The sequence below is a fragment of the Paraburkholderia sp. BR10936 genome, assembly GCF_040965735.1.
Taxonomy (GTDB): domain Bacteria; phylum Pseudomonadota; class Gammaproteobacteria; order Burkholderiales; family Burkholderiaceae; genus Paraburkholderia; species Paraburkholderia nodosa_A.
This window is the reverse complement of record NZ_JBFRCM010000019.1, coordinates 40,572-63,666: the sequence shown is the minus strand read 5'-3', so window position 1 is coordinate 63,666 and position 23,095 is coordinate 40,572. Positions and strand designations below refer to the sequence as shown.

At 67.6% G+C, this 23,095-nt stretch carries 17 protein-coding genes; 10 read left to right on the top strand and 7 right to left on the bottom strand.

Annotation, left to right across the window (positions count from 1 at the left end):
- Positions 1–100 precede the first annotated feature (100 nt).
- Positions 101–502, bottom strand: a complete 402-nt coding sequence (locus AB4Y36_RS31795) for a PaaI family thioesterase (protein WP_069266065.1) — start codon at positions 500–502, stop codon at positions 101–103.
- Positions 503–851: 349 nt separating this feature from the next.
- On the opposite strand from AB4Y36_RS31795, the gene AB4Y36_RS31790 reads away from it, so the two are divergent.
- Positions 852–1,997, top strand: a complete 1,146-nt coding sequence (locus AB4Y36_RS31790) for an alanine--glyoxylate aminotransferase family protein (protein ID WP_342947191.1) — start codon at positions 852–854, stop codon at positions 1,995–1,997.
- Between the two features lie 32 nt (positions 1,998–2,029).
- On the opposite strand, the gene AB4Y36_RS31785 is transcribed toward AB4Y36_RS31790, so the two are convergent.
- Positions 2,030–2,776, bottom strand: a complete 747-nt coding sequence (locus AB4Y36_RS31785; RefSeq protein ID WP_368685155.1) for a class I SAM-dependent methyltransferase — start codon at positions 2,774–2,776, stop codon at positions 2,030–2,032.
- Positions 2,777–2,973: 197 nt separating this feature from the next.
- Here AB4Y36_RS31785 and AB4Y36_RS31780 point away from each other — a divergent pair, with 197 nt between their 5' ends.
- The 6 genes from AB4Y36_RS31780 (at position 2,974) to AB4Y36_RS31755 (ending at position 9,230) form a co-directional block, all read left to right on the top strand.
- Complete coding sequence (locus AB4Y36_RS31780; protein ID WP_069266181.1) at positions 2,974–3,660, top strand: HAD family phosphatase; 687 nt, start codon at positions 2,974–2,976, stop codon at positions 3,658–3,660.
- A gap of 173 nt (positions 3,661–3,833) precedes the next feature.
- On the top strand, positions 3,834–4,298 hold the full coding sequence (locus tag AB4Y36_RS31775; RefSeq protein ID WP_368685112.1) for a MarR family winged helix-turn-helix transcriptional regulator: 465 nt from the start codon (positions 3,834–3,836) through the stop codon (positions 4,296–4,298).
- Between the two features lie 17 nt (positions 4,299–4,315).
- On the top strand, positions 4,316–6,454 hold the full coding sequence (locus AB4Y36_RS31770) for an FUSC family protein (RefSeq protein WP_069266067.1): 2,139 nt from the start codon (positions 4,316–4,318) through the stop codon (positions 6,452–6,454).
- A gap of 37 nt (positions 6,455–6,491) precedes the next feature.
- Complete coding sequence (locus AB4Y36_RS31765) at positions 6,492–6,701, top strand: DUF1656 domain-containing protein (protein WP_027818583.1); 210 nt, start codon at positions 6,492–6,494, stop codon at positions 6,699–6,701.
- Positions 6,702–6,708: 7 nt separating this feature from the next.
- A complete protein-coding gene (locus AB4Y36_RS31760; protein WP_368685154.1) occupies positions 6,709–7,689 on the top strand; it encodes an efflux RND transporter periplasmic adaptor subunit in 981 nt (326 codons plus the stop codon).
- Positions 7,686–9,230: an efflux transporter outer membrane subunit gene (locus AB4Y36_RS31755; protein WP_368685111.1), complete on the top strand. Its 1,545-nt coding sequence runs from the start codon at positions 7,686–7,688 to the stop codon at positions 9,228–9,230. The genes AB4Y36_RS31760 and AB4Y36_RS31755 overlap by 4 nt, the downstream gene beginning before the upstream one ends.
- Positions 9,231–9,243: 13 nt before the next feature.
- On the opposite strand, the gene pbpC is transcribed toward AB4Y36_RS31755, so the two are convergent.
- From pbpC to AB4Y36_RS31740, 3 genes are all read right to left on the bottom strand, one after another.
- Positions 9,244–11,463, bottom strand: coding sequence for a penicillin-binding protein 1C (pbpC, locus tag AB4Y36_RS31750; protein ID WP_368685153.1), 2,220 nt, complete (start codon positions 11,461–11,463; stop codon positions 9,244–9,246).
- A gap of 53 nt (positions 11,464–11,516) precedes the next feature.
- Positions 11,517–17,567: an alpha-2-macroglobulin gene (locus AB4Y36_RS31745; protein ID WP_368685110.1), complete on the bottom strand. Its 6,051-nt coding sequence runs from the start codon at positions 17,565–17,567 to the stop codon at positions 11,517–11,519.
- Positions 17,568–17,903: 336 nt separating this feature from the next.
- Positions 17,904–18,692, bottom strand: a complete 789-nt coding sequence (locus tag AB4Y36_RS31740; RefSeq protein WP_069266071.1) for an SDR family oxidoreductase — start codon at positions 18,690–18,692, stop codon at positions 17,904–17,906.
- Between the two features lie 110 nt (positions 18,693–18,802).
- On the opposite strand from AB4Y36_RS31740, the gene AB4Y36_RS31735 reads away from it, so the two are divergent.
- Positions 18,803–19,360, top strand: a complete 558-nt coding sequence (locus tag AB4Y36_RS31735) for a TetR/AcrR family transcriptional regulator (protein ID WP_368685109.1) — start codon at positions 18,803–18,805, stop codon at positions 19,358–19,360.
- 129 nt (positions 19,361–19,489) lie between these two features.
- On the opposite strand, the gene AB4Y36_RS31730 is transcribed toward AB4Y36_RS31735, so the two are convergent.
- The gene (locus AB4Y36_RS31730; RefSeq protein WP_368685108.1) at positions 19,490–19,825 is read right to left on the bottom strand and encodes a DUF4148 domain-containing protein; all 336 of its coding nucleotides are present in this window, start codon (positions 19,823–19,825) and stop codon (positions 19,490–19,492) included.
- A gap of 250 nt (positions 19,826–20,075) precedes the next feature.
- On the opposite strand from AB4Y36_RS31730, the gene AB4Y36_RS31725 reads away from it, so the two are divergent.
- Together AB4Y36_RS31725 and AB4Y36_RS31720 are read left to right on the top strand one after the other, a co-directional pair.
- Positions 20,076–21,470: a selenium-binding family protein gene (locus AB4Y36_RS31725; RefSeq protein WP_368685107.1), complete on the top strand. Its 1,395-nt coding sequence runs from the start codon at positions 20,076–20,078 to the stop codon at positions 21,468–21,470.
- Between the two features lie 14 nt (positions 21,471–21,484).
- A complete protein-coding gene (locus tag AB4Y36_RS31720) occupies positions 21,485–22,126 on the top strand; it encodes a hypothetical protein (RefSeq protein WP_069266075.1) in 642 nt (213 codons plus the stop codon).
- 9 nt (positions 22,127–22,135) lie between these two features.
- Here AB4Y36_RS31720 and AB4Y36_RS31715 read toward each other — a convergent pair whose 3' ends face one another.
- Complete coding sequence (locus AB4Y36_RS31715) at positions 22,136–22,996, bottom strand: oxidoreductase (RefSeq protein ID WP_368685106.1); 861 nt, start codon at positions 22,994–22,996, stop codon at positions 22,136–22,138.
- Between the last annotated feature and the right edge of the window lie 99 nt (positions 22,997–23,095).

Below are 23,095 nucleotides of genomic sequence, written 5' to 3'. Positions count from 1 at the left end.
CACGCCCAGCGTTAAAAAGCCCGCCCTTCAATCGAAGCGGCGGGCTTTTGCTTTTCAGCGAAATTATTTCGGATGCCGATTCAAATGGGCGGCGTTTCGGTCATGCCTTCTTCGGATACGAATACTTGAAGGTCCCCTGCGCACTCGCGATCAGCAAACGATCGTCCACCCACGCCTCGGCGCGCGCAAAGAAGATCGAACGGCCGCCGCGCTCCAGAAACCCCTTCGCGCGCACGAACTGACCAAGCCCCTTGTCGAGGTAGTTGGTCGTGAGCGAGAGGGTGAAGCCATGACGCGGCGGGTCGCCGACCGGCGCGAAGAGTCCCGCGTAGCCGGCGGCAGCGTCGAGCAGCGTGGCAATCGCGCCGCCTTGCAGCACGCCCTGGCGATTGAGCTTCGAGGCGTCGATGGGCATCACGAGCTCCGCGTAGCCCTCGCGCCACTGCGCGACGCTCACGCCGAGCGTTTCAAGAAACGGGTTGTCCACGGCGAATTGCGACATACGCTGTCTTCCTTGCATTATCGGGCGATGCGATTGATTATAGGGTGGCTGCCGCAATGCCGCAGCGGGCCGCTGCGCCGCCCGTACGACTGTTCAGCGAAATTCCGCGCAACTGTACATGGTCAGCGCTGCCGCGCCACACAACACTGCCTGATGGCGCGCCAATCGCGCGCGTCTCACGCAACTCCCTTCAAGGTAAAACCAGGTACTCAAGATGAACGACAACGCGCTCCACCCCGACCCGCTGGCCACTTCGCGCACAGCGGCGGCGGCAGCGGCCGAGGCCGCGTCCGTGCCTTGCCCCAGCGTCGAAACGCTCGACCGCATCCTGCCCGAGGAGCCGCTCCTCATGATGGGTGCGGGCCCCGTGCCGATTCCCGACGCCGTGGCCAAGGCCAATACCGTCGTCATCAATCACCTCGGCGACACCATGGCGCGCGTCATTCACCAGGTGAAGACGATGGCGCGCTACGTGTTCCAGACGCGTTCGAACTGGGTGCTCGGTGTGGCCGGCCCCGGCTCGGCGGCCATGGAAATGGCGATCTCGAACCTCGCGTGGCCGGGCACGCGCGTGCTCTCCATCGTCAACGGCTTCTTCAGCCAGCGCATGGCCGAAATGGCGGGCCGCGTGGGCGCCGAGGTCACCACGCTCGACGTCGCCGACCGCCAAATCGCCTCGCTCGAAGCCGTGGCGCAAGCCATCGAGCGCACGCGCCCGGCCGTCGTTACGATCGTGCACGGCGAAACCTCCAATACGGTATGGAACCGCGAGCTCAAGGAAATCGTGCAGCTTGCCAAAGCCGCCGGCGCGCTCGTGGTGGTGGACGCCGTCTGCACGCTGAGCACCATGCCGCTCGAAATGGACGCCTGGGGCATCGACGTCGTCATCACGGGCGGCCAGAAGGGCCTCTCTTCGATCCCTGGCGTTTCGCTCATTGCCTTCTCGGACGCCGCCTGGGAGCGCGTGCGTACGCGCACCGCACCGAACACGCACTGGTGCCTCGACGCCATACTCGCCGAAAACTTCTGGCACAACGCCGGCTATCACTACACAGCGCCCGTCTCGGGCGTGCTGGCGCTGCACGAAGCATTGCGCCTCGTGTGCACGGAAACGCTCGAAAAGCGTTTTGCGCGCCACCTGCGCTGCTCGCTCGCGCTGCAAAGCGGCGTGAGCGCGCTGGGTCTCGCGCTCTATACGCCGCAAACGTGCCGCCTGAATTCCGTGGTCGGCATCGGGCTGCCCGAGGGCGTCACCGCACGCGAGGTGTGCAATCACATCTCGCAGCAATACCAGGTGGAGATTGCCGGATCGTTCGGTCTCCCGATCGTTCGCATCGGGCAGATGGGCGAACAGTGCCGCGAGCACAACCTCTTTCGCACCGTCCATGCGCTTGGTCGCACGATGAGCGATCTCGGCGTGAAGGTCGATCTGCCCGCCGGAGTTGCCGCGCTCGAAGAATCGCTTTCGGCCGGCTCGCGCGAAGCGCGGCGCTAAGCGCTTGCGGCGCCATGGCGCCGCTCGACCAGTCAAACGCGCCGTGCGCGCACGCAGATGAACGCCGGGGCCTGTGCCAGTTCCGCGTGCAGCGCCGGCGACACCGCCTTCATTTCCGGTTGTGGCATGGGTTCGAGCACGCAGTCGATGGCCCAGCCCGCTTCCATGAGCGCGTTGAAGATATCGGCAAGCGGGCGCCTGAACGCTTCCACCCACGGCTTCGGCTCGCCGAAGCCGCCCCAATGCAGGCCGAATCGCGTCGTCTCGAAGTAGGTGCGCGAACCGCGCGTGCGCGTGTCGATCCAGTCGCGCATGGGATGCGACATCGAAAACACCAGCAGTGCGCCGGGGCGCGCCACGCGGTGAAACTCCTGAAATGTCGGCGCGAGGTGCTCGACGTAGTCGAGGGCCAGCGAGCACACGATGCGGTCGACCGAGCCACTCGCGAGCCAGTCGAGCGGCCGACCGAGATCGCCCTGCGCGATATCGACCGCGAGGCCTGCGCAGCGCGCCTTCGCCAGTTGGACCATCGCGGGCGTGACGTCGAAGGCCTGCACCCGTGCGCCCTCGCCCGCCAGCTCCGCGCTCAAGATGCCGGGCCCGCAGCCCGCGTCGAGCACGTCGAGCCCCGCTACCGCGCCTAGCAGCGAGCGTGTGGCGGGCCGTTCGTAGAGCGCGTTGTGCGGCTTGACCGGGGCCTGCTCGGCGTAGCGGTCGGCGAATTGTGTGTAGCTGGCGCGGCCGGGGAGTTCGTTGGGGGTCTTTTCGTCGGTGGACATCAGAGCGGTGGGGTAGCGATTGGGTACGCTATTGTCCATCGTTTCGCACGGGCCGACCAACGCCGCACCCTGCACGGCTTGCCCGAGAGAAAGCCACGCAAACGCGACCCCGGTTATCATCGCGCTCTTGCGTGCGCGATCCCGATGCGCGCCGCATGACGCAACCGCAGGCAACCGAAAGCAACCGCAGGCAAACGATGTCCCCCATCCCCTTCGACGCCATCCTCTTCGACTGCGACGGCGTGCTCGTCGACTCAGAACGCATTACGCACGTGGTGCTCACGCAGATGCTGGGCGAACTCGGCTGGACACTCACGGTGGACGAAGCCATGCGCATCTTCGTCGGTAAGGCCGTGAAAGACGAGGCCGCGCGCATCGAAGCGCATACGGGGTTCGCGATTACCGACGCCTGGCTCGAAGGTTTTCGCGCGCGCCGCAACGACGCGCTAGAGCGCGATCTCGTCGAGATTCCGGGCGCGCCCGCCGCCGTGCGCGCGGTGCACGCGGCAATGAACGGGCGCATCGCCGTCGCCTCGGGTGCGGACCGGCGCAAGGTCGAGCTGCAGCTGCGCAAGGTGAACCTGCTCGACTGCTTCGCCGGCCACATCTATAGCGGCCACGAAACGCCGCGCAGCAAGCCGCATCCCGATGTCTATCTCGCGGCGGCGGCCGGCCTCGGCGTGCAGGCCGCCCGCTGCGCCGTCATCGAGGACACGGTCACGGGCGCGCGCGCGGGCCTCGCCGCGGGCGCCACGGTGTTCGGCTTCAGCCCGCCCGAGCCCGGCCACAGCAGCGCTCAGGCGCTGCTCGAGGCGGGCGTCGCACACGTATTCACCGACATGGTGCAGCTTCCCGCCCTGCTTTCCCGCTGGTCAAATAGTTAAGCGCGTACGAAACAACGCCAAAAAAGCCGTGCGCCTCGCGCACTGTTGGCCGTACGCATCACCCCGCATCAGATAGAAAGCAGGCCGCCGACGAGTCGCATACCATCCGATTCGTGGCGCTGCGAAAGAAAAAGATAGTTTGCTATCGAATCGCTTTGGGCTATGATCCGCCGATGTCGAATCTTCATACTTTACGCCTTGCGGTCAGCAGCACGCTCGTCGTGGCGGCACGCAAATGGCGGCGCACCACGCACGGCGCCCTCACCGCATACAACGTCTCCGAGGCGTGCGCCGCGCCGCTGCTCACCGCCGGGCGCCTTGGCGAAGCCGTGCGCCAGGTGACGCTTGCGGAGCACGTGGGCATCGAAGGCCCGTCGCTCGTGCGCCTGCTCGACCAGCTGTGCGCCGCGGGCCTCGTGCGCCGCGACGAAGACCCCGACGACCGCCGCGCAAAAACGATCTCGCTCACGAGCGAAGGCCGCGCCGTGACCGAGCGCATGGAGGACGAGCTGCGCTCGCTGCGCGCCCGCGTGCTCAAGGGCGTGAGCCGCGCCGACCTCGAAGCGACGCTGCGCGTGCTCAACGCGTTCAACGCCGCTCCCCCCGCAGACCAGGCTGACCGGCCCTTACACGACTGAAAGCAGAAAGCGGACTCATGACCTACCCCTCCATCCGCGACTGGCTCTTTTCGGTCAAGACCTTCGCCGCGTCGATGCTGGCGCTCTATATCGCGCTCAAGTTTCAGCTGCCGCGCCCCTATTGGGCGATGGCCAGTGTGTACATCGTCTCGAACCCGTTCGTGGGCGCCACGCGCTCGAAGGCGCTGTACCGCGCGCTGGGCACCGCGCTCGGCGCGGCCGCCGCCGTCGCGCTCGTGCCGCCCTTCGTCGAAACGCCGCTGCTCTTCAGCGCGATCGTCGCGACCTGGACGGGAACGCTGCTCTATCTGGCGATCTCCGACCGCACCGCGCGCAGTTACGTGTTCATGCTCGCGGGCTACACGATGCCGCTCATCGCGCTGCCCACCGTGAGCGATCCCACCACGGTGTTCGACGTGGCGATCGCGCGTACGCAGGAAATTACGGTCGGCATCATTTGCGCGAGCGTGGTGGGCAGCAACATCCTGCCTAGCCGTCTCGCGCCCACGCTCATCGAGCGCGCCGACGCGTGGTTCCGCGACGCCGCCTGGTACGGCCGCGAAACGCTCTCGGGCCATATTGCGGGCAAGGCGCTTTCGGCGTGCCGTCAACGTCTCGCCGCGACGGTCAACCAGCTCGAATTCCTGCTGAGCCAGTTGAGCTACGACCATACGCACCCCGAGATCCTCGAGCGCGCCGAGTCGCTGCGCGGGCGCATGCAGCTCTTTCTGCCGATGATCTCCGCGCTCGCCGACCCGCTCGTCGCGCTGCGCCGCGATCTGCACGTGTGGCCGGAGGGCCTCGACAGCCTGCTCGCCGACGCGGCGCGTTGGTTCGACGAACCGCTGCCCACGCGCGCCGCCGAAATGCACGACGATGCGGGCGACCCGACCGCAGAGAATCTGCGCAAGCGCATCGCGACGCTGCAGCCCGCGCGCGACGCGCTCTCGAGCTGGGAAGGCGCGCTGCTCTCGAACGCGCTCTGGCGGCTCGGCCAGGTGATCGACGTGTGGCAGGACTGCCGCGCACTGCGCGCGCTCATCGCGCACGAAGCGAAAATCGGCTCGTGGCGGCCGCGCTATCGCCATTGGCGCCTTGGCGGCACCGAACGCTTCTACGATCGCGGCCTCATGGTGTTTTCGTGCCTCGTGCCGGTGAGCGCGATTCTCGTGGCCTGCTGGCTGTGGGTCAGCTCGGGCTGGCACGACGGCGCGGGCGCGGTAACGCTCGCGGCCGTGGCCTGCTGCTTCTTTGCGGCATCCGACGAGCCCGCGCCGCTGGTGTTCCGCTTCTTCCTCGCTACCGCGGCGAGCGTGGTGTTCGCGGGCCTCTATCTGTTCGTCGCGCTGCCCAAGGTGCACGACTTCGCGATGCTCGTGCTGCTGTTCGCGGGCCCGTTCATCCTGATCGGCACGCTCATTCCGCGCCCGGCCTTCAACATGGTGACGATGCTCGTGGCCGTGAACACGGCCACCTTCATCAGCGTGCAGAGTGCTTACGAGTCGGACTTCTTCGTCTTCCTGAACAGCAATATTGCCGGTGTGGCGGGCCTGCTGTTCGCCTACCTGTGGACGCGCGTCACGCGCCCGTTCGGCGCCGAGCTCGCGGCGCGGCGCCTCCTGCGCTCGAGCTGGAGCGACGTCGCGCTCTCGGCATCGCCCACGCCTATCGCGGACCAGCGCAACCTCACGTCACGCATGGTCGATCGTCTCATGCAGCTCATTCCGCGTCTCGCGGCTTCCGACGAGCACCGCCATCCGTCGATCGAGAGCTTCCGCGACCTGCGTATCGCGCTCAATTCGCTCGATTTGCGCCGCTCGCGCCACAAGCTCGACGGCGACGTGCCCGACGCGATCGACCGCGTGCTCGCGGGCGTGAGCGACCACTATGCGCGCTGCGCGCGAGCGAGCGAGCGCCAGGACGCCCCGTCGGCGCTGCTCTCCAGCATCGACGACGCCATGCGCCGCGTGGCGGCCCGCGCGCGCGCGCAACTGCCGCCGGCCACCCTTGCCGACGCCGATGCCCAGCCCGCGCCGCGCGCGCTCGTCTCGCAGCGCTGGCTGCGCGACACGCTGCACGCGCTGGTGGGCCTGCGCATCGCGCTCTATCCGGCCCTTGCGGCACAGTCGCCTTCCAACCCGGAGGCCGCGGCATGAGCGCGCGTCCCTCTCATCCTTTTTCGAAACTCGCATCATGATCGGCGAAATCGATATCTTTGGCGTGTTCGTGCCCGCCGTGCTCGTCCTGATGCTGATTGCGTACCTCATCAATGTCGTGATCGGCAAGGTGCTCACGCGCGTCGGCTTTTACCGCCTCGTGTGGCATCGTTCCATTTTCGATCTCGGCATCTATGTCTTCGTGCTGGCTGCCGTCATCATCGTGTCGCATCGCTTCGTGAATTAACGTGAACGTGAAAAAAACCTGGTTCTCCGCAGGACAGATCCTGCTGACGCTCATCGTCGTCGTGGTCGCCGCCCTCGTGCTGTGGCGCATCGTCAACTACTACATGTTCTCGCCGTGGACGCGCGACGGCCGCGTGCGCGCCGACGTGATCCAGGTCGCGCCCGACGTGGGCGGACTCATCACCCGCGTCGACGTCGTCGACAACCAGCAGGTCAAGCAAGGCCAGGTGCTGTTCGTGATCGACCAGGCGCGCTACTCGCTCGCGCTGCGCCTCGCGCAGGCCACGCTCGAGCAGCGCAAGGCCACGCTCGCCCAGGCGAAGCGCGAATACGCGCGCAATATCGGGCTCGGCAATCTCGTGGCGGCGGAAACGCTGGAGGAAAGCCGCACGCGCGTCGATCAGGGCGAAGCCGCGGCCGCCGACGCCCAGGTCCAGGTCGACACCGCCAGGCTCAATCTTCAGCGCACGACGATCGTGAGCCCCGTGGACGGCTATTTGAACGACCGCGCGCCGCGGGCTGGCGAATACGTCACGGCAGGCCGCGCGGTCGTCGCCGTCGTGGACATGCATTCGTTCCGCGTGGATGGCTATTTCGAGGAAACGCGCCTGCACGGCATTCAGATCGGCCAACCCGTGGAGATCACGGTGATGGGCGAGACGCGCCCGCTGCGGGGTCATGTGCAGAGCATCGTCGCGGCGATCGAGGACCGCGACCGCCAGGCGGCGCCGAACCTGCTGCCCAACGTGAATCCGGCGTTCAGCTGGGTACGTCTCGCGCAGCGCATTCCGGTGCGCGTGGCGCTCGACGAAGTGCCCGCCGATTTCCGCATGATCGCGGGGCGAACGGCAACCGTGGCCGTGCGCACGGAAGCGAACAACGACCGCCAGGCCGCCCACGCGAACAACGCAAGCGGCGCCGTCGCTTCGCAGCCCGCCATGGATGCGAGCGCCCCCGCCGCTTCCCCGGCTGCCGGAGCTTCGCAATGACACGCCGTAGTCTCTGGCGCCGCCGCTTGTCGCCCAACGTCTGGCCCAACCTCGCGCTCGCGCCGCTCACGCTCGCGCTGGGCGCGTGCATCACGCTCGGTCCCAACTATCACGTGCCGCAGGAAGCCGTGGTCAATGCGCCGCTCGCGCAAGGGCCGATCGACGGCGCGGACCATGCGCCCGTCTCGCAACTGGGCGTGCCCGCCAACTGGTGGCAGCTTTACGACGACCCCACGCTCAACGAACTCGTGCAGGAGGCGCTGAAGTCGAACACCGACCTGCGCGTGGCGGCGGCGAATCTCGCGCGCTCGCGTGCGGCGGTCGACATCGCCAATGCACAGGGCGGCTTCTCGGGCACCGCGCACGCCACCGCCGAGCGCGCGCAGGTGTCGGGCGAGCAGTACCTCCTGTTCGAAAAGGTGCCTGTCGCGACGCTGGGCGACCTCGGCGTCAACATCTCGTACGAGTTCGACCTGTTCGGCAAGCTCCGGCGCGGCGTGGAAGCCGCGCGCGCCGACGACGCAGCCGTGGAAGCCGCGGCCGACCTTGCGCGCATCACCGTGGTCGCCAACGTGGCGCAGGCTTACGTGGAATCGTGCTCGGCCGCCGAGGAACTGGAGATCGCGCAGGAATCGCTCAAGCTGCAGAACGAGCGCGTGGCGCTCACCAAGCGCCTGCGCGACGCGGGCCGCGGCAACCAACCCGACGTGACGCGCGGGCAGACCCAGGCCAATACGATCGCCGCCGATATCCCGCGCTTTGAGGGACGCCGCCGCGTGGCCCAGTATCAGCTCGCCATGCTGCTCGCGCGCGCCCCCAAGGACCTGCCGCCCGCCGCGCTCGCGTGCAAACGCCTGCCGAGGCTCAAGCAGCCGATTCCCGTCGGCGACGGCGCCGCGCTCCTCAAGCGCCGCCCCGACGTGCGCGAGGCGGAGCGCCAGCTCGCGGCATCGACGGCGCGCATCGGTGTGGCGATCGCCGAGATGTACCCCGACGTCACGTTCGGCGCGGGCGTGGGCACAGTCGGCCTGACGAGCGATCTGTTCACCCCTGCGACCAATGCCTGGTCATTCGGACCCCTGATCAGCTGGACCTTCCCGGTCAACGGCCAGCGCGACCGCGTGCGCGCCGCGGAGGCTGCCACGGGCGGCGCGCTCGCGCACTTCGACGGCGTGGTGCTCAACGCGCTGCGCGAAACGCAGTCGAGCCTCGCGACCTACGCCGCCGACGACCAGCGCGCCGATGCACTGCGCACGGCCTATACGTCGGCGCAGCAGTCGGCGGACGAAACGCATCGTCTCTATGCGGCGGGCCGCGAACCCTTCCTCTCCGACCTCGACGCCACGCGCACGCTCACCAGTGTGCACGCACAGGTCGCCGCGGCCGAAGGCGAAGTCGCGCTCGACCAGGTGCGGTTGTTCCTCGCGCTCGGCGGCGGCTGGGAGGGCAATCAGCAATCGCTGCAGCAGCAGGGGGCGCAAGGCACGCAACCGGCTTCAGCAGCACCGGCGGCAACCGCCGCGACTGCGCCCGCGAACTAAGCTCGCCTCTCCCTCAGCGCGCCACGCCGCCTTGCGCGGCGTCGGCGCGCATCGACTTCTGCGGCTTCGCAAGCGCGCCGCGTACCTCGAAGCGCACGGTATTGGTCACCTGTCCGCTCGCATCGACGAGTTCGAGCGTGTGTTTGCCCGGCCAGGGCAGCCACGCGAGGCGCGCGGCGCCACCCAACGCCTTGCCGTCCAGGCGCCAGTTCACGCGCGCGGTCGAGCCCGTCGCACGCTCGAACCAGACGCGCTGACGCTGCGCGGGGATGTCGGGATCGAGCGCGAAAATGGTGCCGTCCACGGGGCTGCCGATTTGCGCGGGCCCACGCGCGAGATCGGCGGCATTCGATGCGAGGCCCACGAGCGGCGTGGACGTGCCCGCGATGAACCACTCGTTGCGGGATGGCTCCACGGCATTGGCGAACTGCACGCGCACGCGCTCGACACCCCGCGGCGCGGCAGGCGCGACACTCGGCACGCGCCGATGCAGATAGCCGACGATGGCGGCCCACACCGGCGCCGCGCCCGTGACGCCCGACACGTCCCACATGGGCGAGCCATCCGCGTTGCCGACCCACACGCCCACCGTATAGCGCGACGTGAAGCCCACGGTCCAGTTGTCGCGCATGTCCTTGCTCGTGCCCGTCTTGACCGCGGAAAACATGCGCGTATCCAGCGGACTGTCGAAATCGAAGGTACGCGTGCGCGCATTGTTGTCAGCGAGGACGTCCGTGACGATGAACGCCGACTCGCGGCTGAATACCCGCTTCGACGCGCTATTCGATGCGGCCTGCGCAGACGCGGGCAAATCGGCGATCGGGCTCACGACGCCGCCATTGGCCAGCGCGCGATACGCGTTCGTGAGGGTGACGAGGCTCACGTCGGCGCTGCCCAGCGCGAGACTGAAGCCGTAGTAGTCGCCCGCCTGCGTGAGCGGCAAGCCGAGCGCCGTGAGCGTCTTCGCGAATCTATGCGGCGTCACCATCACGAGCGTACGCACGGCCGGCACGTTCAGCGACGAGCCGAGCGCGGTGCGCACGCTCACCCAGCCCTTGAAGCCCTTGTCGTAGTTCTGCGGCATGTAGAGGCCGCCGCCCGCGGCGAGATCGAGCGGGGCGTCGTCGAGCAGCGAGGCGGTCGTCACGCGGCGCTCGTCGATGGCCTCGGCGTAGAGAAAAGGCTTGAGCGTCGAGCCCGCCTGGCGCAGCGCGAGCGCTGCGTCGACCTCGCGCGCCTTCGAAAGGCCGCCTGACGACCCGACCCACGCGAGCACGTCGCCCGTTGCGTTATCGAGCACGACGACCGCGCCGTCCTGCACGTTGCGCGGATGCGCGCGCGCATTGAGTTCGATGAGGGTGCGCGTAAGCGTGTCGCGCGCGTAGCGTTGCAGGTTCGCGTCGAGCGTCGAGCGCACGCGCATGCCGGGCGCGGGATGCACGGCGTTCGCGATCTGGCGCGCGAAGTGTGGCGCAAGCTGGGGCGAGTTTTCGCTGCGCCCGTCGAACGAGGGATCGTCGGCGGCGATGGCCGGGCGCGCGAAGGCGATCTGCACGAAAGCATCGAGATTCGGGCAACCGCTCTCGACGTTCGCTGCGCGCATGTCGCGCAAGATGCGGCACGCTCGCGTGGCGACCCTCGTATAAGGCGCATTGGGCGCGCGGATCAGCGCGGCGGCGACGGCCGATTCGCGTTCGTCGAGCCCCGACGGCGCCTTGCCGAACAGCGTTTGCGAAAGCGCGGCAAGCCCCACGGTCTCGCCGCGAAACGGCACGAGGTTCAAATACGCCTCGAGAATCTGGTCCTTGCGCCAGGTGCGTTCGAGCCGCAGCGCGTCCACGGCTTGCACGGCCTTTTGCGCGAGCGAGCGCTGGCCCGAGTGCTTCGGGTCGTCGTCGAGCAGTCCCGTGAGCTGCATCGTGACCGTAGATGCCCCACGCGTGCGCGTACTCCACAGGTTCGCCCAGGCGGCGGCAGTCGCGCCGCGCCAGTCCACGCCGCTGTGCTCATAGAATCGTTTGTCCTCCGAAACGACAATCGCCTCGCGCAGCGCCGGCGACACGTCGGCGAGCGCGACCCAGTCGCCGCGCCTCGCGGCGTGTTCCACCCGCGTGCGCTGCAACGGCGTGCCGTCGCGCGCCAGCAGAACCCAGTCGGAGCTTTTCCACTGGCCGCGCACATCATCGAAAGTCGGCAGTGCAAGCGCGGGCAGCGGCACGAGCACGAAGCACAGCGCGGCGGCGCCGAGTGCGCACGCCGCGCGATGCCGTAGCGCGAATGGCCCGCTCACGGCGCCGCCTTCACGACCACCGGCGCATTTGGCGCGACGCCGAACGTGGCCGGCGCGTAGAGCGCCTCCACGCGCGTGGGCGGCAACCCGAAGGTGCCGACGTTGTTCAGCCGCACCGTGTACTCCACCGACACCTTGCCCTTGGGCAGAAACTCATAGTACGCACGATAACCGTCGAAGCCGCGCTCGATGAACGCGGGCCACGGACCGTTCTCGTCCTGCTTCTCGCCCTGCGTCGCCACGGCCGAATCGCGCCCGAGCCCGGAGCCGAGGATCGTCGCGCCCGCGGGGATAGGGTCGTTCACGACGACCCACGTCATGTCGGTTTGTGCGTCGATGTCGAGGCGCACGCGTACGACGTCGCCGCGCGTGTACACGCCCTTCACCGTGGCATCCACCGGCGTGATGGTCTTCGTGATGCGATAGCCTGCCGCGAACGGCGCACGCAACGCGACCGCCGCGAGGCTCTCCACCGTGGCCCATGGCTTCCCGCTTCCTTCATGCGTCAACGTGAGGGGCACCGCCGCGTTCTGCTTTGGCCATGCTAGCAGCGTGCTGCGCACGGGCGCGTTGCGCGTCGCCGCCGTGGCCCCGCTGGCGCCCGATGCCGCTTGCGCCGCCGATTGAGCCGCCGATTGAGCCGCCGCGTTCCAGTCGACGATGCGCGACGTATCGCCGAGCTGGATCTTCGTCGCGCCCGTCACCGGGTCGTGCTCGAACACGCGCGAGAAGCGCTCGACCGCGAGCGAGCCATATGCGTTCGCCGTCGTCGTGCTCCATGCGCCGTTGCGTTGCAGCGCGAGCAGGCCCGCCACGAGCCGCGGCATTTCCTCCTTCCACGCGGGGTTGCCGACAAAGGCCAGCGCGAGGCGCGCCGCGTTGACCTCCGTGCCCGTCATCAGCCACCACAAATCGTCTTCGGCGGCCGTGGAGAAGGTCAGCTGCGTGCCTTGCCACGTGAGCCGCGCGCGCAGGATCTGCTCGAGCTGCGCCAGTTTCTCCGCGCGGTCCGGCACGTCGCGCATGCGCGCGAGACTTTCCGCATAGTCGATCACCGCCGAAGTGGGCCACTGGTTCGGCGCAATCTCGATCGAGCCGAACTGGCGCGCGTTCGCCGCGCCGTAGCGCGACAGCGCATCGATGGCGGCGAGCTTGCGCAGATCCAGATCGCGGCGCGGCGCCCACGAATTGCGCTCGATGCGGCCTTCCACGAAGCGCGTGAGGCCCTCCACCATCTTGCTGCGCAGGGCGTCGGGAAGCGCGAAGCGCGGGTCGAGCTTCGACGCCTCGTCGCTTATCGTGAGCAGATATGCGGTGAGCGCAGTACTGCCGCGGCTCGCGCTGTCGGCGGCGGGCGGGAAGTAGTTCGCGAGGCCGTCACGGTCCAGATACACCGGCAGGCGCGCAAGCTCCGCCTGCCAGCGCGCGGGGTCGCGCAAGCCGATCGCTATCGACGTCTGCTGCTCGAGGCAGGAATACGGATAGCGCGTGAACCAGCGGCGCACGCCGGGCAGGCCGTCCGCGAGCTTCGGCTGCAGCGACACCGCAATGCCGCCACGCACCGCGCCTGCACGCGTCATGCTCGCGTTAGCCGGCGGCGCAACCGGAATCGACAGCGTACCGTCCACCTGCGCGAGCATGGCCTGCTGCACCGTCACGGGTATCGCCGCGCTCACCTGCTGGGCGAGCTTCACCGCATCCGCCGCATGCGCGCCGCCCTGCTCCGCCGCACTCACGTTCCACACGAGCGCGGGCCGCTCCGCCTCGGCGAGATCGTCGGGAACCGCAACCGTCCACGCAATCTCACGCGACGAATTGGGCGCGAGCTCCACGGTCTGCGCGGCCAGCGCGAGCGGCGGCACGTTCGGCGCGACCAGCACTTTCATCGCGCGCGCGGTCGTATTGCGCAGCGTGAACTGCGCACGGAAGGTGTCGCCCTCGCGCACCTGTGGCGGCAGGCCCGAGATCAGCTGCAGGTCCTGCGTGCTCTCGATGGTCGCGCTGCCCGTGCCGAAACGCGCCACCCCGCTCGCCGCAATCGCGACGATGCGAAAACGCGTGATCGAGTCGTTCAGCGGCACACTCACTTGCGCCTCGCCCTTCGCATCGAGCGTAACGCGCGGGTTCCAGTAGAGCAGCGTGTCAAAGAGTTCGCGCGTCGCGCCATGCCCGCCGCCGCCGCCCGCCGGCACCGCCTTGCGCCCGAAGTGCCGCCGCCCAACGATCTCCATTTGCGCCGTCGCCGTCTCCACGCCGTAGGCGCGTTGCTGCAGCATGGCGTCGAGCAGATCCCAGCTGCGGTTGGGCATGAGTTCGAGCAGCGCTTCGTCCACGGCTGCCACGGCGATCTGCGTGCCCGCCGGCACCGGCTGGCCGCCCGGAAGCTGCACGCGCAACTGGACGTGCGACGTCGCGCGTACCGCGTAGCGTTTCGCGTCGGGCGTCACGCTCACCGCGAGGCGGTGCGCCGCGTCGCCCACGCGGATTTGCGCGAGCCCGTAGCGGAAAGCCGGCTTCGAAAGATCGACGAGCGGCGTGGGCGCCTCGTACTGGCGCCCTTCGTACCAGAACGCACGGGCCCATTCGAGCGGCGCTCTCCACCCCCAGGTGAAGAACGAATACCATGGCACTTCGTGAATACGCCCGCGCAGCGCGAGCACCGAAACGTAGACGTTGGGCCCCCACGTGTCGCTCACCTTCAGTTCGACGGTCGGATCGCGCCCGTCGAGTTGCACCACGTGCGTTTCGATGATGCCCTCGCGTTCCACGGCCACGAGCGCCGTCGCAAAGCGGAATGGCATGCGCACCTGGAACCGCGCGGTCTCGCCGGGTTCGTAGCTCGTCTTTTCGGGCAACACGTCGATGCGGTCCGTGTTCTCGCTGCCGAACCAGAGCTCGTCCTCGCGCGTGACCCATAACGAGGTCGTGGCCGTCGAGGCATGGCCGTCGCCGTCGCGCGCCGTCGCTACGAGCTGGATATTGCCCGCTTCCTTGAGCTTCGCGTCGCACGTGAGCAAGCCGTGATCGTCGCTCGTGCCGCTGCACAGCGTGCCGAGATCGCGTGTTTCCGTGTGGTTGTCGTAGGCGTAGAAACCGCCCACCATGCGCTTGCGCGAAGTCGTCGTGATCTTCGCCACGCCGCGCACTTCGAGCTTCATGCCCGCGTGCGGCTTGCCCTGTAGATCGAGCGCGAGTGCGGTGACCGGCACGGTCCTGCCCACGGAGACCCAATGCCCCGACTTGATGCCCGCCACCACGGCAGCGGGCCAGAGCGTGGCCGCGCCGCTGATGGTCTGCACCTCGCCGCTCGGGTCCGCGAAGGTCGCTTCGAGCGCGAGGCGCTTGGGCGCGTCCACGGCCGGCAGGTTCTTCAGCACGAGCGTGCCCGCACCGTTGCGGTCGAGCGTGAGCGGCTCCCTGTCGGCCACGAGCTTCGCGACCTCGTTGTCCTCGCGCGGGCCGCTGTCCTCGTCTTCTGACGCGTTATCGGCCGGGCCCCGGCTCACATACGGTGCGAAACTGAAATCGCTGTACGTGCTGGCGAACGAGGGCGTGGTGTCCTTCACGAGCGCCGAAACCTGCACAGGCAGATTCGAAGCCGCGCCGCCCGACACATAATCGATCTGCACCGCCACGCTCGCCTGCGTTGCGGCGACGAGCGGCGACGTCTTCTCGTTCTGCACGGCGATCGTGCCCTTGAGCACCGGCAAGCGGAAGGCTTCCACGCGGAAGCTGCCGCTGTCGTAGCTCATATGCATGGCGTCCGCGCTGTTGTCGGCTTCGTCGTTGCCGTCGCCTGCCGTGCTCGCGTTCGCGTCCCCGTCGTCGAGCGAGACGTCATATTCGCCGAGCTTCGCTTCGGGCGGCAACACGAAGGTCGAGTCCGCCGTATGGTCGGCGGCCCACTTCAGTGGCAGATGCCATGTCTGCCCGCTGCCGGCATGACGTATCGTCACGCGTGTGGGGTACTGCTGCGGGAGCGCGAAACCATGCATCGTCTGCGCGCGGATGTAGTGTTTCATCGACACCGTCTCTCCCGCGCGCAGCAGCGTGCGGTCAAACACGGTATGCGCGCGCACCGTGGGCTGCACGCTCGTGTCGGTCGGCACGTTGAAGCGCCACGACTCGATGCCGCGATTCCAGTCCGATTGCACGAAGGCCATGTCGGGGCCCGTTTTCGGGTCGTCGATGCGCGCCGAAACGAACAGTCCGCTAAAGCTGTTTTCGCCGCAGTCGCGACGATTCGAGAGCGGTCCGTCTATCGTCAGGAGTCCATGGGAATCCGTCTTTCCCGTGGCGAGCATCTCGCCGTTGCAATCCGATACGTGTACCTCGGCGCCTGCTACCGGTTCGCCCTTGTCGAGCGATGTGACCCACACCACGCTATTCTCGCGGCCTTGCTTGAAGTGCACGCCCAGATTGGTGACGAGCACGGTCGTGCGCACGTACATGGGCGCCGGCTTGCCGAGCAAGGAGGCGCCGAGCGAAGGCGAAGCGAGTTCGATCACGTAGAAGCCCGGCTTCGGCACGGGAATGCCCACCACTTCGAACGGCCGCAACGCCTTGGGATCGGCTTTGGGCAGCGTGAGCGTCTCTACGCCTGGCTGGCCATCGAGCAGTGAGAGCGAGCGCACGTCGATGATGCGCTCCTTCGCGTCGTCGTCACCCTCCCCCGTCGTGCGCGGAATCACCACGGGCGACTTCGCGCGCGCGAGCAGCCCCGGCATCTGCTTGTCGATCGACGTCTCGCTCATGCCGAAATTGTCGAACTGGTCGACGAGGCGCATCCAGCGACGCATGTCGGTATCGGACTGCACCGCGAGCTTCGCGAACTTCGCCTCGCCCGCGTTGAGCCCCTGCACGTGCAGGTCGGCTTCTACGTTGCGCAGCGTGACCGGCACCAGCGGCGGCGTGCCGGGCTCCGCGTAGCGCTCGATGATGCCGAAGGTCGAGGACGGGAATTTCGCGAGCGGCGGCATTGGCGCGGTCGCCGTATGCAGCGGGAAAAGATCGGCGTTCGCGAGCGCACGGCCGCTTACGTCCTTAAGCCCGGCGGGTGCGGTGATCGTAAGCGTCGCGCGCTCGGGCAAAGGCGCGGAGAACGAAATTGAGCTGACCTCGTTGTTCTTGTCATCGGGGCGGAAAGCCGGCGCGACTTCCCCCTTCGGGCCTTGCAGACGGAACTTCTGCGCGTCGGCGCGCGCAATCGGCGCGCTCAGGTCGATGCGCAGAGGCCGCAGCGGCGTGCATGGCGCCTTCGCATTCTCGCGCTCGCAACTCATGCTCGCGGTGAACGGCTCGCGCACCGTGAAATCGAAGCGGCGCTCGACGTCGTTGGGCGTGCCGTTCGGTCCGAGCACGCCCTTGCCGTACACGAGCTGCATCTTCGCGCTGGAGGGCAGCGTTTGCTGGCACGTGAGCGTGAGCACGCTCGCGCTGTCCTTTTCGAGCCGGAAATGCTTGAGCAGCGCCGCGCGCGTGAACGCATCGACAGGCTGCACCGGAATGCGGTTGCCGAGTCCGCCCGACTCGCACCACACGTGTTCGCGCACGGAAGCCGGCGTGGCGGGGCCATTGAGCTTCAGCACGAATGCCTGGTTTTCCTCTATTTCGCCGCCATAGGGACGCACGCTCAGCGGGAAGGGGCCGCCCGTGGAGAACGTGAAGCGGCGCACGCCCGTCACGACGTTGCCCGCCTGCGATTTGAGCGCGTCGACTAGCGTGACGCTGCATTGCACGTCGGGCGGCAGATCGGCCGCGAAATCATAAGCCCACGTTTTCCCGTCGATCCACCGACCCTGGCCCGCGCTGGCCGCCGCATTGCTGCATTGCAGGCGCGCGGGGTCCTTTGCATCGGGCGCGCCGAACGCCACCATGGCCTCATCGAACTTCACCACCACCTGGCGCACCTGCGCCACGGTGCCCTGCGGCGATACGCTCACCGCGCGCGCGGCGTAGGCGCGCCACGCCCACGCCATGCATAAGCCCAGCACCAGGGCAAGCGCCAACGTCCACCACCCGCCAGTTGTTCGTGTTATTCGTTGCATCGACCGGTCCTCGTTTGCGCGCGCGCCGCGTGGCCATTGCCGGGCGGCGTGCGGTGAATGGTACAGGGCGCCGCGCGCCGGCGCGCCGGGAATGGCCGGCCACGCGCTCACGCGGGAGCCTCGCGCGCAACATTGCGCGAATCGGGCACTCGCGATATCGGAAACCGCTGATTTTGCGAACGGGTTAAGGCGAAGCGAGGACTGCGGGGAAGAGGCTGGCCGGGCTTGCGGACGCGAGCCGGTGAGAGTGGGAGCGAAGGTGCGCTGTGACGGCGGCCGCGCCTCGCGGCTCGCCATGCAACGCGGGCGGCCGCTGGCCGCCCGCAATACATCGGACTACATGGCTTCGCGATACCGCGCCGCCGGCTGCGACTGCCCGAAGTTCGCGAACATTGCGGATCGCGCCGCTTCGTAGTCGTCCCACTGCTGCGCGTCGGGCAGAGGCGGGATCGTCACCGTCTCGCGCCGGTCGAAGCCCACGAGCGCCGCGTCGACGAGGTCGTCCACTTCCATCACGGCCGGCAGCGCATTCACGTCCTTGCCGGAGCGCTCCCAGATTTCGGTGCGCGTGGCGCCCGGCACGACGGCTTGCACGTACACGCCCTTGCCGCCGAGTTCCAGATTCAACGACTGCGAGAAATACAGCACGAACGCCTTCGTTGCGCCGTACACGCTCGAGCGAAACTCGGGTGCGAGGCCAATGACGGAGCCGACATTCACGATCGCCCCCTTGCCTTCGCGCGCGAAACGCGGCGCGACTGCCGCGGCGAGGCGCGCAACCGCCGTGACGTTCAGACCAATGAGGCCGGCCACGGCGTCCGGGCCCTGCTCGACGAACGTGCCCGGCAGGCTCGCACCCGCGTTATTGATGAGCACACCGATGCGCGCGTCATCGGCAAGCCGCGCCTCCAACAGCGCAAGATCCGCGTGCGAGGCCAGATCGGCGCGAACGACATCCACGTTCACACCATCGCGCTCGCGCAGGCGCGCAGCGAGGTCTTCCATGCGGGCGCGATCGCGCGCCACCAGCACGAGGTCATGACCGCGCTTTGCGAAACGGTCGGCGTAGACGGCGCCGATACCCGTGGACGCGCCAGTGATCAAGACAGCAGGTTTAGCAGACATCGAAACTTCTCCTTGGGAATTCCGTTTTCATGATGAGCATCATGTAAACAGAATCATGATGACCATCATATATAATGTCAAGCGTCGAATGATGGAGAGCGGAGAGAACAATGAGGGTCAGTCGCGAACAGGTAGAAATGAATCGCCAGCAGATCCTGCAAGCCGCCGGCCGCCTTTTTCGCGAGCACGGCTACGATGCGGTCACCGTCGCGGACGTGATGAGCGCCGCCGGTCTGACGCACGGCGGCTTCTATGGCTATTTCAAATCGAAGGACGAGTTGATCGCGCAAACGCTCGCCCACGTCTTTGCCCAGGGCGAAGGCGGCGATCCCGATCTGGTGCGCTATGCGGCGCGCTACCTCAGTGCCGAACATCGCGACAACGTGGCGGACGGCTGCCCGACCGCGGCGCTCGCAGCCGAGACCGCGCGGCAAACGCCGGAAGCGCGCGCCGTCATGGCGGCCGGTCTGGAGCGTCAAATCGAGCGCCTGAGCGGGGGCATGAACGGCGCCGGCGGCGCAGCGGCGCGCCAGGCGGCGATCGGCGGCTGGGCCGCGATGGTGGGCGCGGTCGTGCTTGCGCGGCTGTGCGACGATCCCGTGCTATCGAATGAGATCCTCGAGTCGACACGCAAGTGGATTGGCGAGCGTGGGGCGCCGCGCGACTAAAACGAAAAGCGGCCGATATGTGCGCCGTGTAAGCAGGCAGCAAATGAATCAGCCCGCGACGGCGCTTTCGTGCCGTCGCGGGCTGATTATCTTCATGCGGTATGAATCGGCTTCCTGCCGCCCTAAAACTCAGTGCGCGTTATATACCGGCGGCGAATAGCTGCTAACCGCGCCGTCGGTACGTGCACCGCTTTCCGACGAGCCGCTAGTGGCCGGGCCATAGCCGGTTGCCTGCGCAACGGCCCCACCGTTTTGTGCGTTCACTCGCGCCTCGGCTTGTTGCAGATCCGCGGGGTAATACAGGTCGTTCACCGAGGGACGATAACCCGCGGCTTCGAGCTGCTTCAGCTCACTACGCACCTGCGCACGCGTCACAGGACCATTGGTGCCTTGCGACTGTGCAAATGAAATGGCCGGCACTGCAAGCACCGCAGCGATCGCAACGGCCTTGATGAGCGTTCTCATGACTAACCTCCAGTAACTTGAAATCGGCGCAGCGGCTTGTCTGCATCCGTTGAGTAGAAGTCTAGGAACGTTGGCGTCGCGAATAAATGCTGCAAAAGCGAATTTACTATTCCCGCAGCGCACCTAATCGGTTTTCACTGCTCCAATGCATAAGCTTCTATCCGGATGGAATATGGAACACGTATGCAACGCACTGTGCCACTCTGATGCATGATAGGGGCTCTTCCGAATCTTCGACGAGGGGGCAGCAATGGCGACGTGGCAACCGGACCCGACCTTCTACCCGTCTGCGCGCATGGCAGGCGAAGCCCCAGCGGAGACACTGGCATACGTCGCCAGCTTCGACCCCACGCGCAGCGTGCCCGATTCGCTCGACGTGGTCGATCTGGACCCCCGCTCGCCGGATTTCGGGCGCATCGTGCATCGGCTGGCAATGCCCAACGTCGGCGACGAGCTCCACCATTTCGGCTGGAATGCCTGCAGTTCGTGCCTGTGCCCCAACGCCCCCCACGCGCATACCGAGCGCCGCTATCTCATCGTGCCCGGTCTGCGCTCGTCGCGCATTCATATTGTCGACACCAAGCCTGACGCGCGCCGCCCGCATATCGCGCGCGTGCACGAGCCCGAGAGCGTCGCGCAGCGCGCGGGCTACACGCGCCCGCACACCGTGCATTGCGGGCCGGATGGCATTTATGTGACGTCGCTTGCGAACGCGCAAGGCGAGGCGCCCGGCGGCGTCTTCCTGATGGACCACGAGAGCTTCGATATTCTCGGCCAGTGGGAGATCGACCGCGGCCCGCAGCAGCTCGCCTACGACGGCTGGTGGCACCTCGGCTACGACACGCTCGTGACGAGCGAGTGGGGACTGCCCGCGACTTTCGAAAACGGCCTCGTGCCCGAGGTCCTGCTTGGCGGCCAGTATGGCCATCGCCTGCACTTCTGGGATCTGCATACGCGCCAGCACAAGCAGGTGCTCGACTTCGGCGCGGAAAACCAGCTCGTGTTCGAGTTGCGCCCCGCGCACAATCCCACGCGCCCCTACGGTTTCGTGAACTCCGTGATCAGCCTGAAGGACCTCTCGGCCTCGATCTGGCAGTGGTATCTCGACGGCGACCAGTGGGCCGCACGCAAGATCATCGAAATTCCGGCCGAGCCGGCCGATCCCGAGCATCTGCCGCCCTTGCTCAAGGGATTTGCAGCGGTGCCGCCGCTCGTCACCGATATCGCGCTCTCGCTCGACGACCGCTTCCTCTACGCGGCGTGCTGGGGAACGGGCGATTTGCGCCAATACGATGTGTCGGACCCTGAGAATGCGCGCCTGACGGGTTGCGTGCGTATCGGCGGCATCGCCGCGCGCGCGGCGCATCCGTTTGCGCCCGAGCGCGCGCTGAACGGCGGCCCGCAAATGGTCGAAGTGAGCCGCGACGGCCGGCGCGTCTATTTCAGCAACTCGCTTTATGGCGCGATCGACGCGCAGTTCTATCCCGAAGGCATCGACGGCTGGATGGTGAAGCTGGACGCCGCGCCCGAAGGCGGCCTCGAATTCGACGAGCGCTTCTTCGTCGAATGGCCGAAGTCGCACCGGCCGCACCAGATCCGGCTCGAAGGCGGCGACTGCTCATCCGATTCGTACTGCTACCCATAAGCGCGGAGCACGATATGGAGGAAGTCTTCGGCGCGCACTGGGGCGCCTGGGCAGCCGTGGTGGGCAGCGGCGTCTTTCACGGCGTGAATCCGGCGATGGGCTGGCTCTTCGCGACCGCGCTCGGGCTTCAGCGCGGGAGCCGCACGGCGCTGCTGCTCGCCTTGCCGCCCATCGCGCTCGGTCACGCCGCGTCCATTCTGCTGTTCACGAGTTCCACCGCGGCGCTCGGCGCGCATCTGCCCGGCGCGGCGCTGCACGCGTGCCTGGGCGCGCTGCTGATCGCGTGGGCCGCGTGGCAGTACGCGTACGGGCATCGGCACCGCGTGCGCGTGGGGATGACCGTGGGCTTTGCCGGGCTCGCGGCGTGGTCTGCGTTGATGGCCACGTTGCACGGCGCGGGGCTCATGCTGATGCCCGCCATGCTGCCGCTGTGCGGTGGAGCGGCCGGCGCAGCGGGCCTTGCGAACCCGCTTGCGCTGTCGTTCGCGTTCACCGCGCTGCATACCGCCACGACGCTCGCCACCACGGCCGTCATCGCGCTGCTCGCCTACGAGTATCTCGGTCTCGGCGTGCTGCGGCGAGGCTGGATCAACTTCGACTGGCTCTGGCGCGGCGCGCTCGTGGCAACGGGCACATTGCTGATCGCAACGGCGTGAGCCGCCGGCTCAACTCCCCGCCGGATAGTCCGTGCCGAGGCTCACCTCGCGCCATGCCTCGATATCGGCCAGCGCCGCGCGCAAGCGATTCGCCACTGCATCCACGCCGAATGCGCCCAGCACGAGATGCCGCGGCGGCTTTTCGGTTTCCGTGATGCGGATCATCGCCTGCGCCGCGCGCACCGGATCGCCCGGCTGATGCCCGCTGCCTTGCGCCGTGCGCTGCATACGCGCGCCCGCCGTTTCGGCGTAGTCGTCGATACGGCTCGCCGTTTGCACGAGCGAGCGGCCTGCCCAGTCCGTGCGAAACGGCCCCGGCTCCACGCAGGTCACCTTGATGCCGAGCGGGGCAACTTCGGACAGCAGCGAATCGGAGAATCCCTCCACGGCGTGTTTCGAGGCAGCATAGTAGCCAGAACCCGGAAAGCCCGCGAGCCCCGCCACCGACGTAATGTTGATGACGTGGCCCTTGCGGCGTGCACGCATGCCAGGCAGCGCCGCGCGCGTGAGCGCGAACAGGCCGAATGCGTTGGCATCGAACTGTGCGCGGATCTCTCGTTCCTCGCCCTCCTCGATCGAACTCTGATAGCCGTAGCCCGCGCTGTTGACGAGCACGTCGATCGCGCCGAACTGCTTTTGCGCGGCCGCGACGGCGGCGTCGATTTGCGCCGCGTCGGTCACATCGAGCGAGACGGGCAGCAGGCGATCGCCGGCCTCGGGCGCGAGATCGTCGAGCGACGCCTTGTTGCGCGCGGTTGCCACGCAACGCCAGCCGCGCGCGAGCACGGCGCGGGCGAGCTCGCGGCCAAAGCCGGTCGAACAGCCGGTCACGAACCAGACCGGCGACGCATTCGGGGAATCAACGGACATGGGAAGGCCTCGGAAGAAGGGGCAGACAGGGCTGCCGAAGACAGGGGAAAGTGGAAGATGGCGCCGCCGCACGAAGCAGGTCGCTTTCGAACGCATGCG

Excerpts from the sequence above, each read along its gene's own strand:
- AB4Y36_RS31795 (WP_069266065.1), bottom strand. The coding sequence starts at position 502 with ATGTCGCAATTCGCCGTGGACAACCCGTTTCTTGAAACGCTCGGCGTG.
- AB4Y36_RS31790 (WP_342947191.1), top strand. The coding sequence starts at position 852 with ATGATGGGTGCGGGCCCCGTGCCGATTCCCGACGCCGTGGCCAAGGCC.
- AB4Y36_RS31785 (WP_368685155.1), bottom strand. The coding sequence starts at position 2,776 with ATGTCCACCGACGAAAAGACCCCCAACGAACTCCCCGGCCGCGCCAGC.
- AB4Y36_RS31780 (WP_069266181.1), top strand. The coding sequence starts at position 2,974 with ATGTCCCCCATCCCCTTCGACGCCATCCTCTTCGACTGCGACGGCGTG.
- AB4Y36_RS31775 (WP_368685112.1), top strand. The coding sequence starts at position 3,834 with ATGTCGAATCTTCATACTTTACGCCTTGCGGTCAGCAGCACGCTCGTC.
- AB4Y36_RS31770 (WP_069266067.1), top strand. The coding sequence starts at position 4,316 with ATGACCTACCCCTCCATCCGCGACTGGCTCTTTTCGGTCAAGACCTTC.
- AB4Y36_RS31765 (WP_027818583.1), top strand. The coding sequence starts at position 6,492 with ATGATCGGCGAAATCGATATCTTTGGCGTGTTCGTGCCCGCCGTGCTC.
- AB4Y36_RS31755 (WP_368685111.1), top strand. The coding sequence starts at position 7,686 with ATGACACGCCGTAGTCTCTGGCGCCGCCGCTTGTCGCCCAACGTCTGG.
- AB4Y36_RS31745 (WP_368685110.1), bottom strand. The coding sequence starts at position 17,567 with ATGCAACGAATAACACGAACAACTGGCGGGTGGTGGACGTTGGCGCTT.
- AB4Y36_RS31740 (WP_069266071.1), bottom strand. The coding sequence starts at position 18,692 with ATGTCTGCTAAACCTGCTGTCTTGATCACTGGCGCGTCCACGGGTATC.
- AB4Y36_RS31735 (WP_368685109.1), top strand. The coding sequence starts at position 18,803 with ATGAGGGTCAGTCGCGAACAGGTAGAAATGAATCGCCAGCAGATCCTG.
- AB4Y36_RS31730 (WP_368685108.1), bottom strand. The coding sequence starts at position 19,825 with ATGAGAACGCTCATCAAGGCCGTTGCGATCGCTGCGGTGCTTGCAGTG.
- AB4Y36_RS31725 (WP_368685107.1), top strand. The coding sequence starts at position 20,076 with ATGGCGACGTGGCAACCGGACCCGACCTTCTACCCGTCTGCGCGCATG.
- AB4Y36_RS31720 (WP_069266075.1), top strand. The coding sequence starts at position 21,485 with ATGGAGGAAGTCTTCGGCGCGCACTGGGGCGCCTGGGCAGCCGTGGTG.
- AB4Y36_RS31715 (WP_368685106.1), bottom strand. The coding sequence starts at position 22,996 with ATGTCCGTTGATTCCCCGAATGCGTCGCCGGTCTGGTTCGTGACCGGC.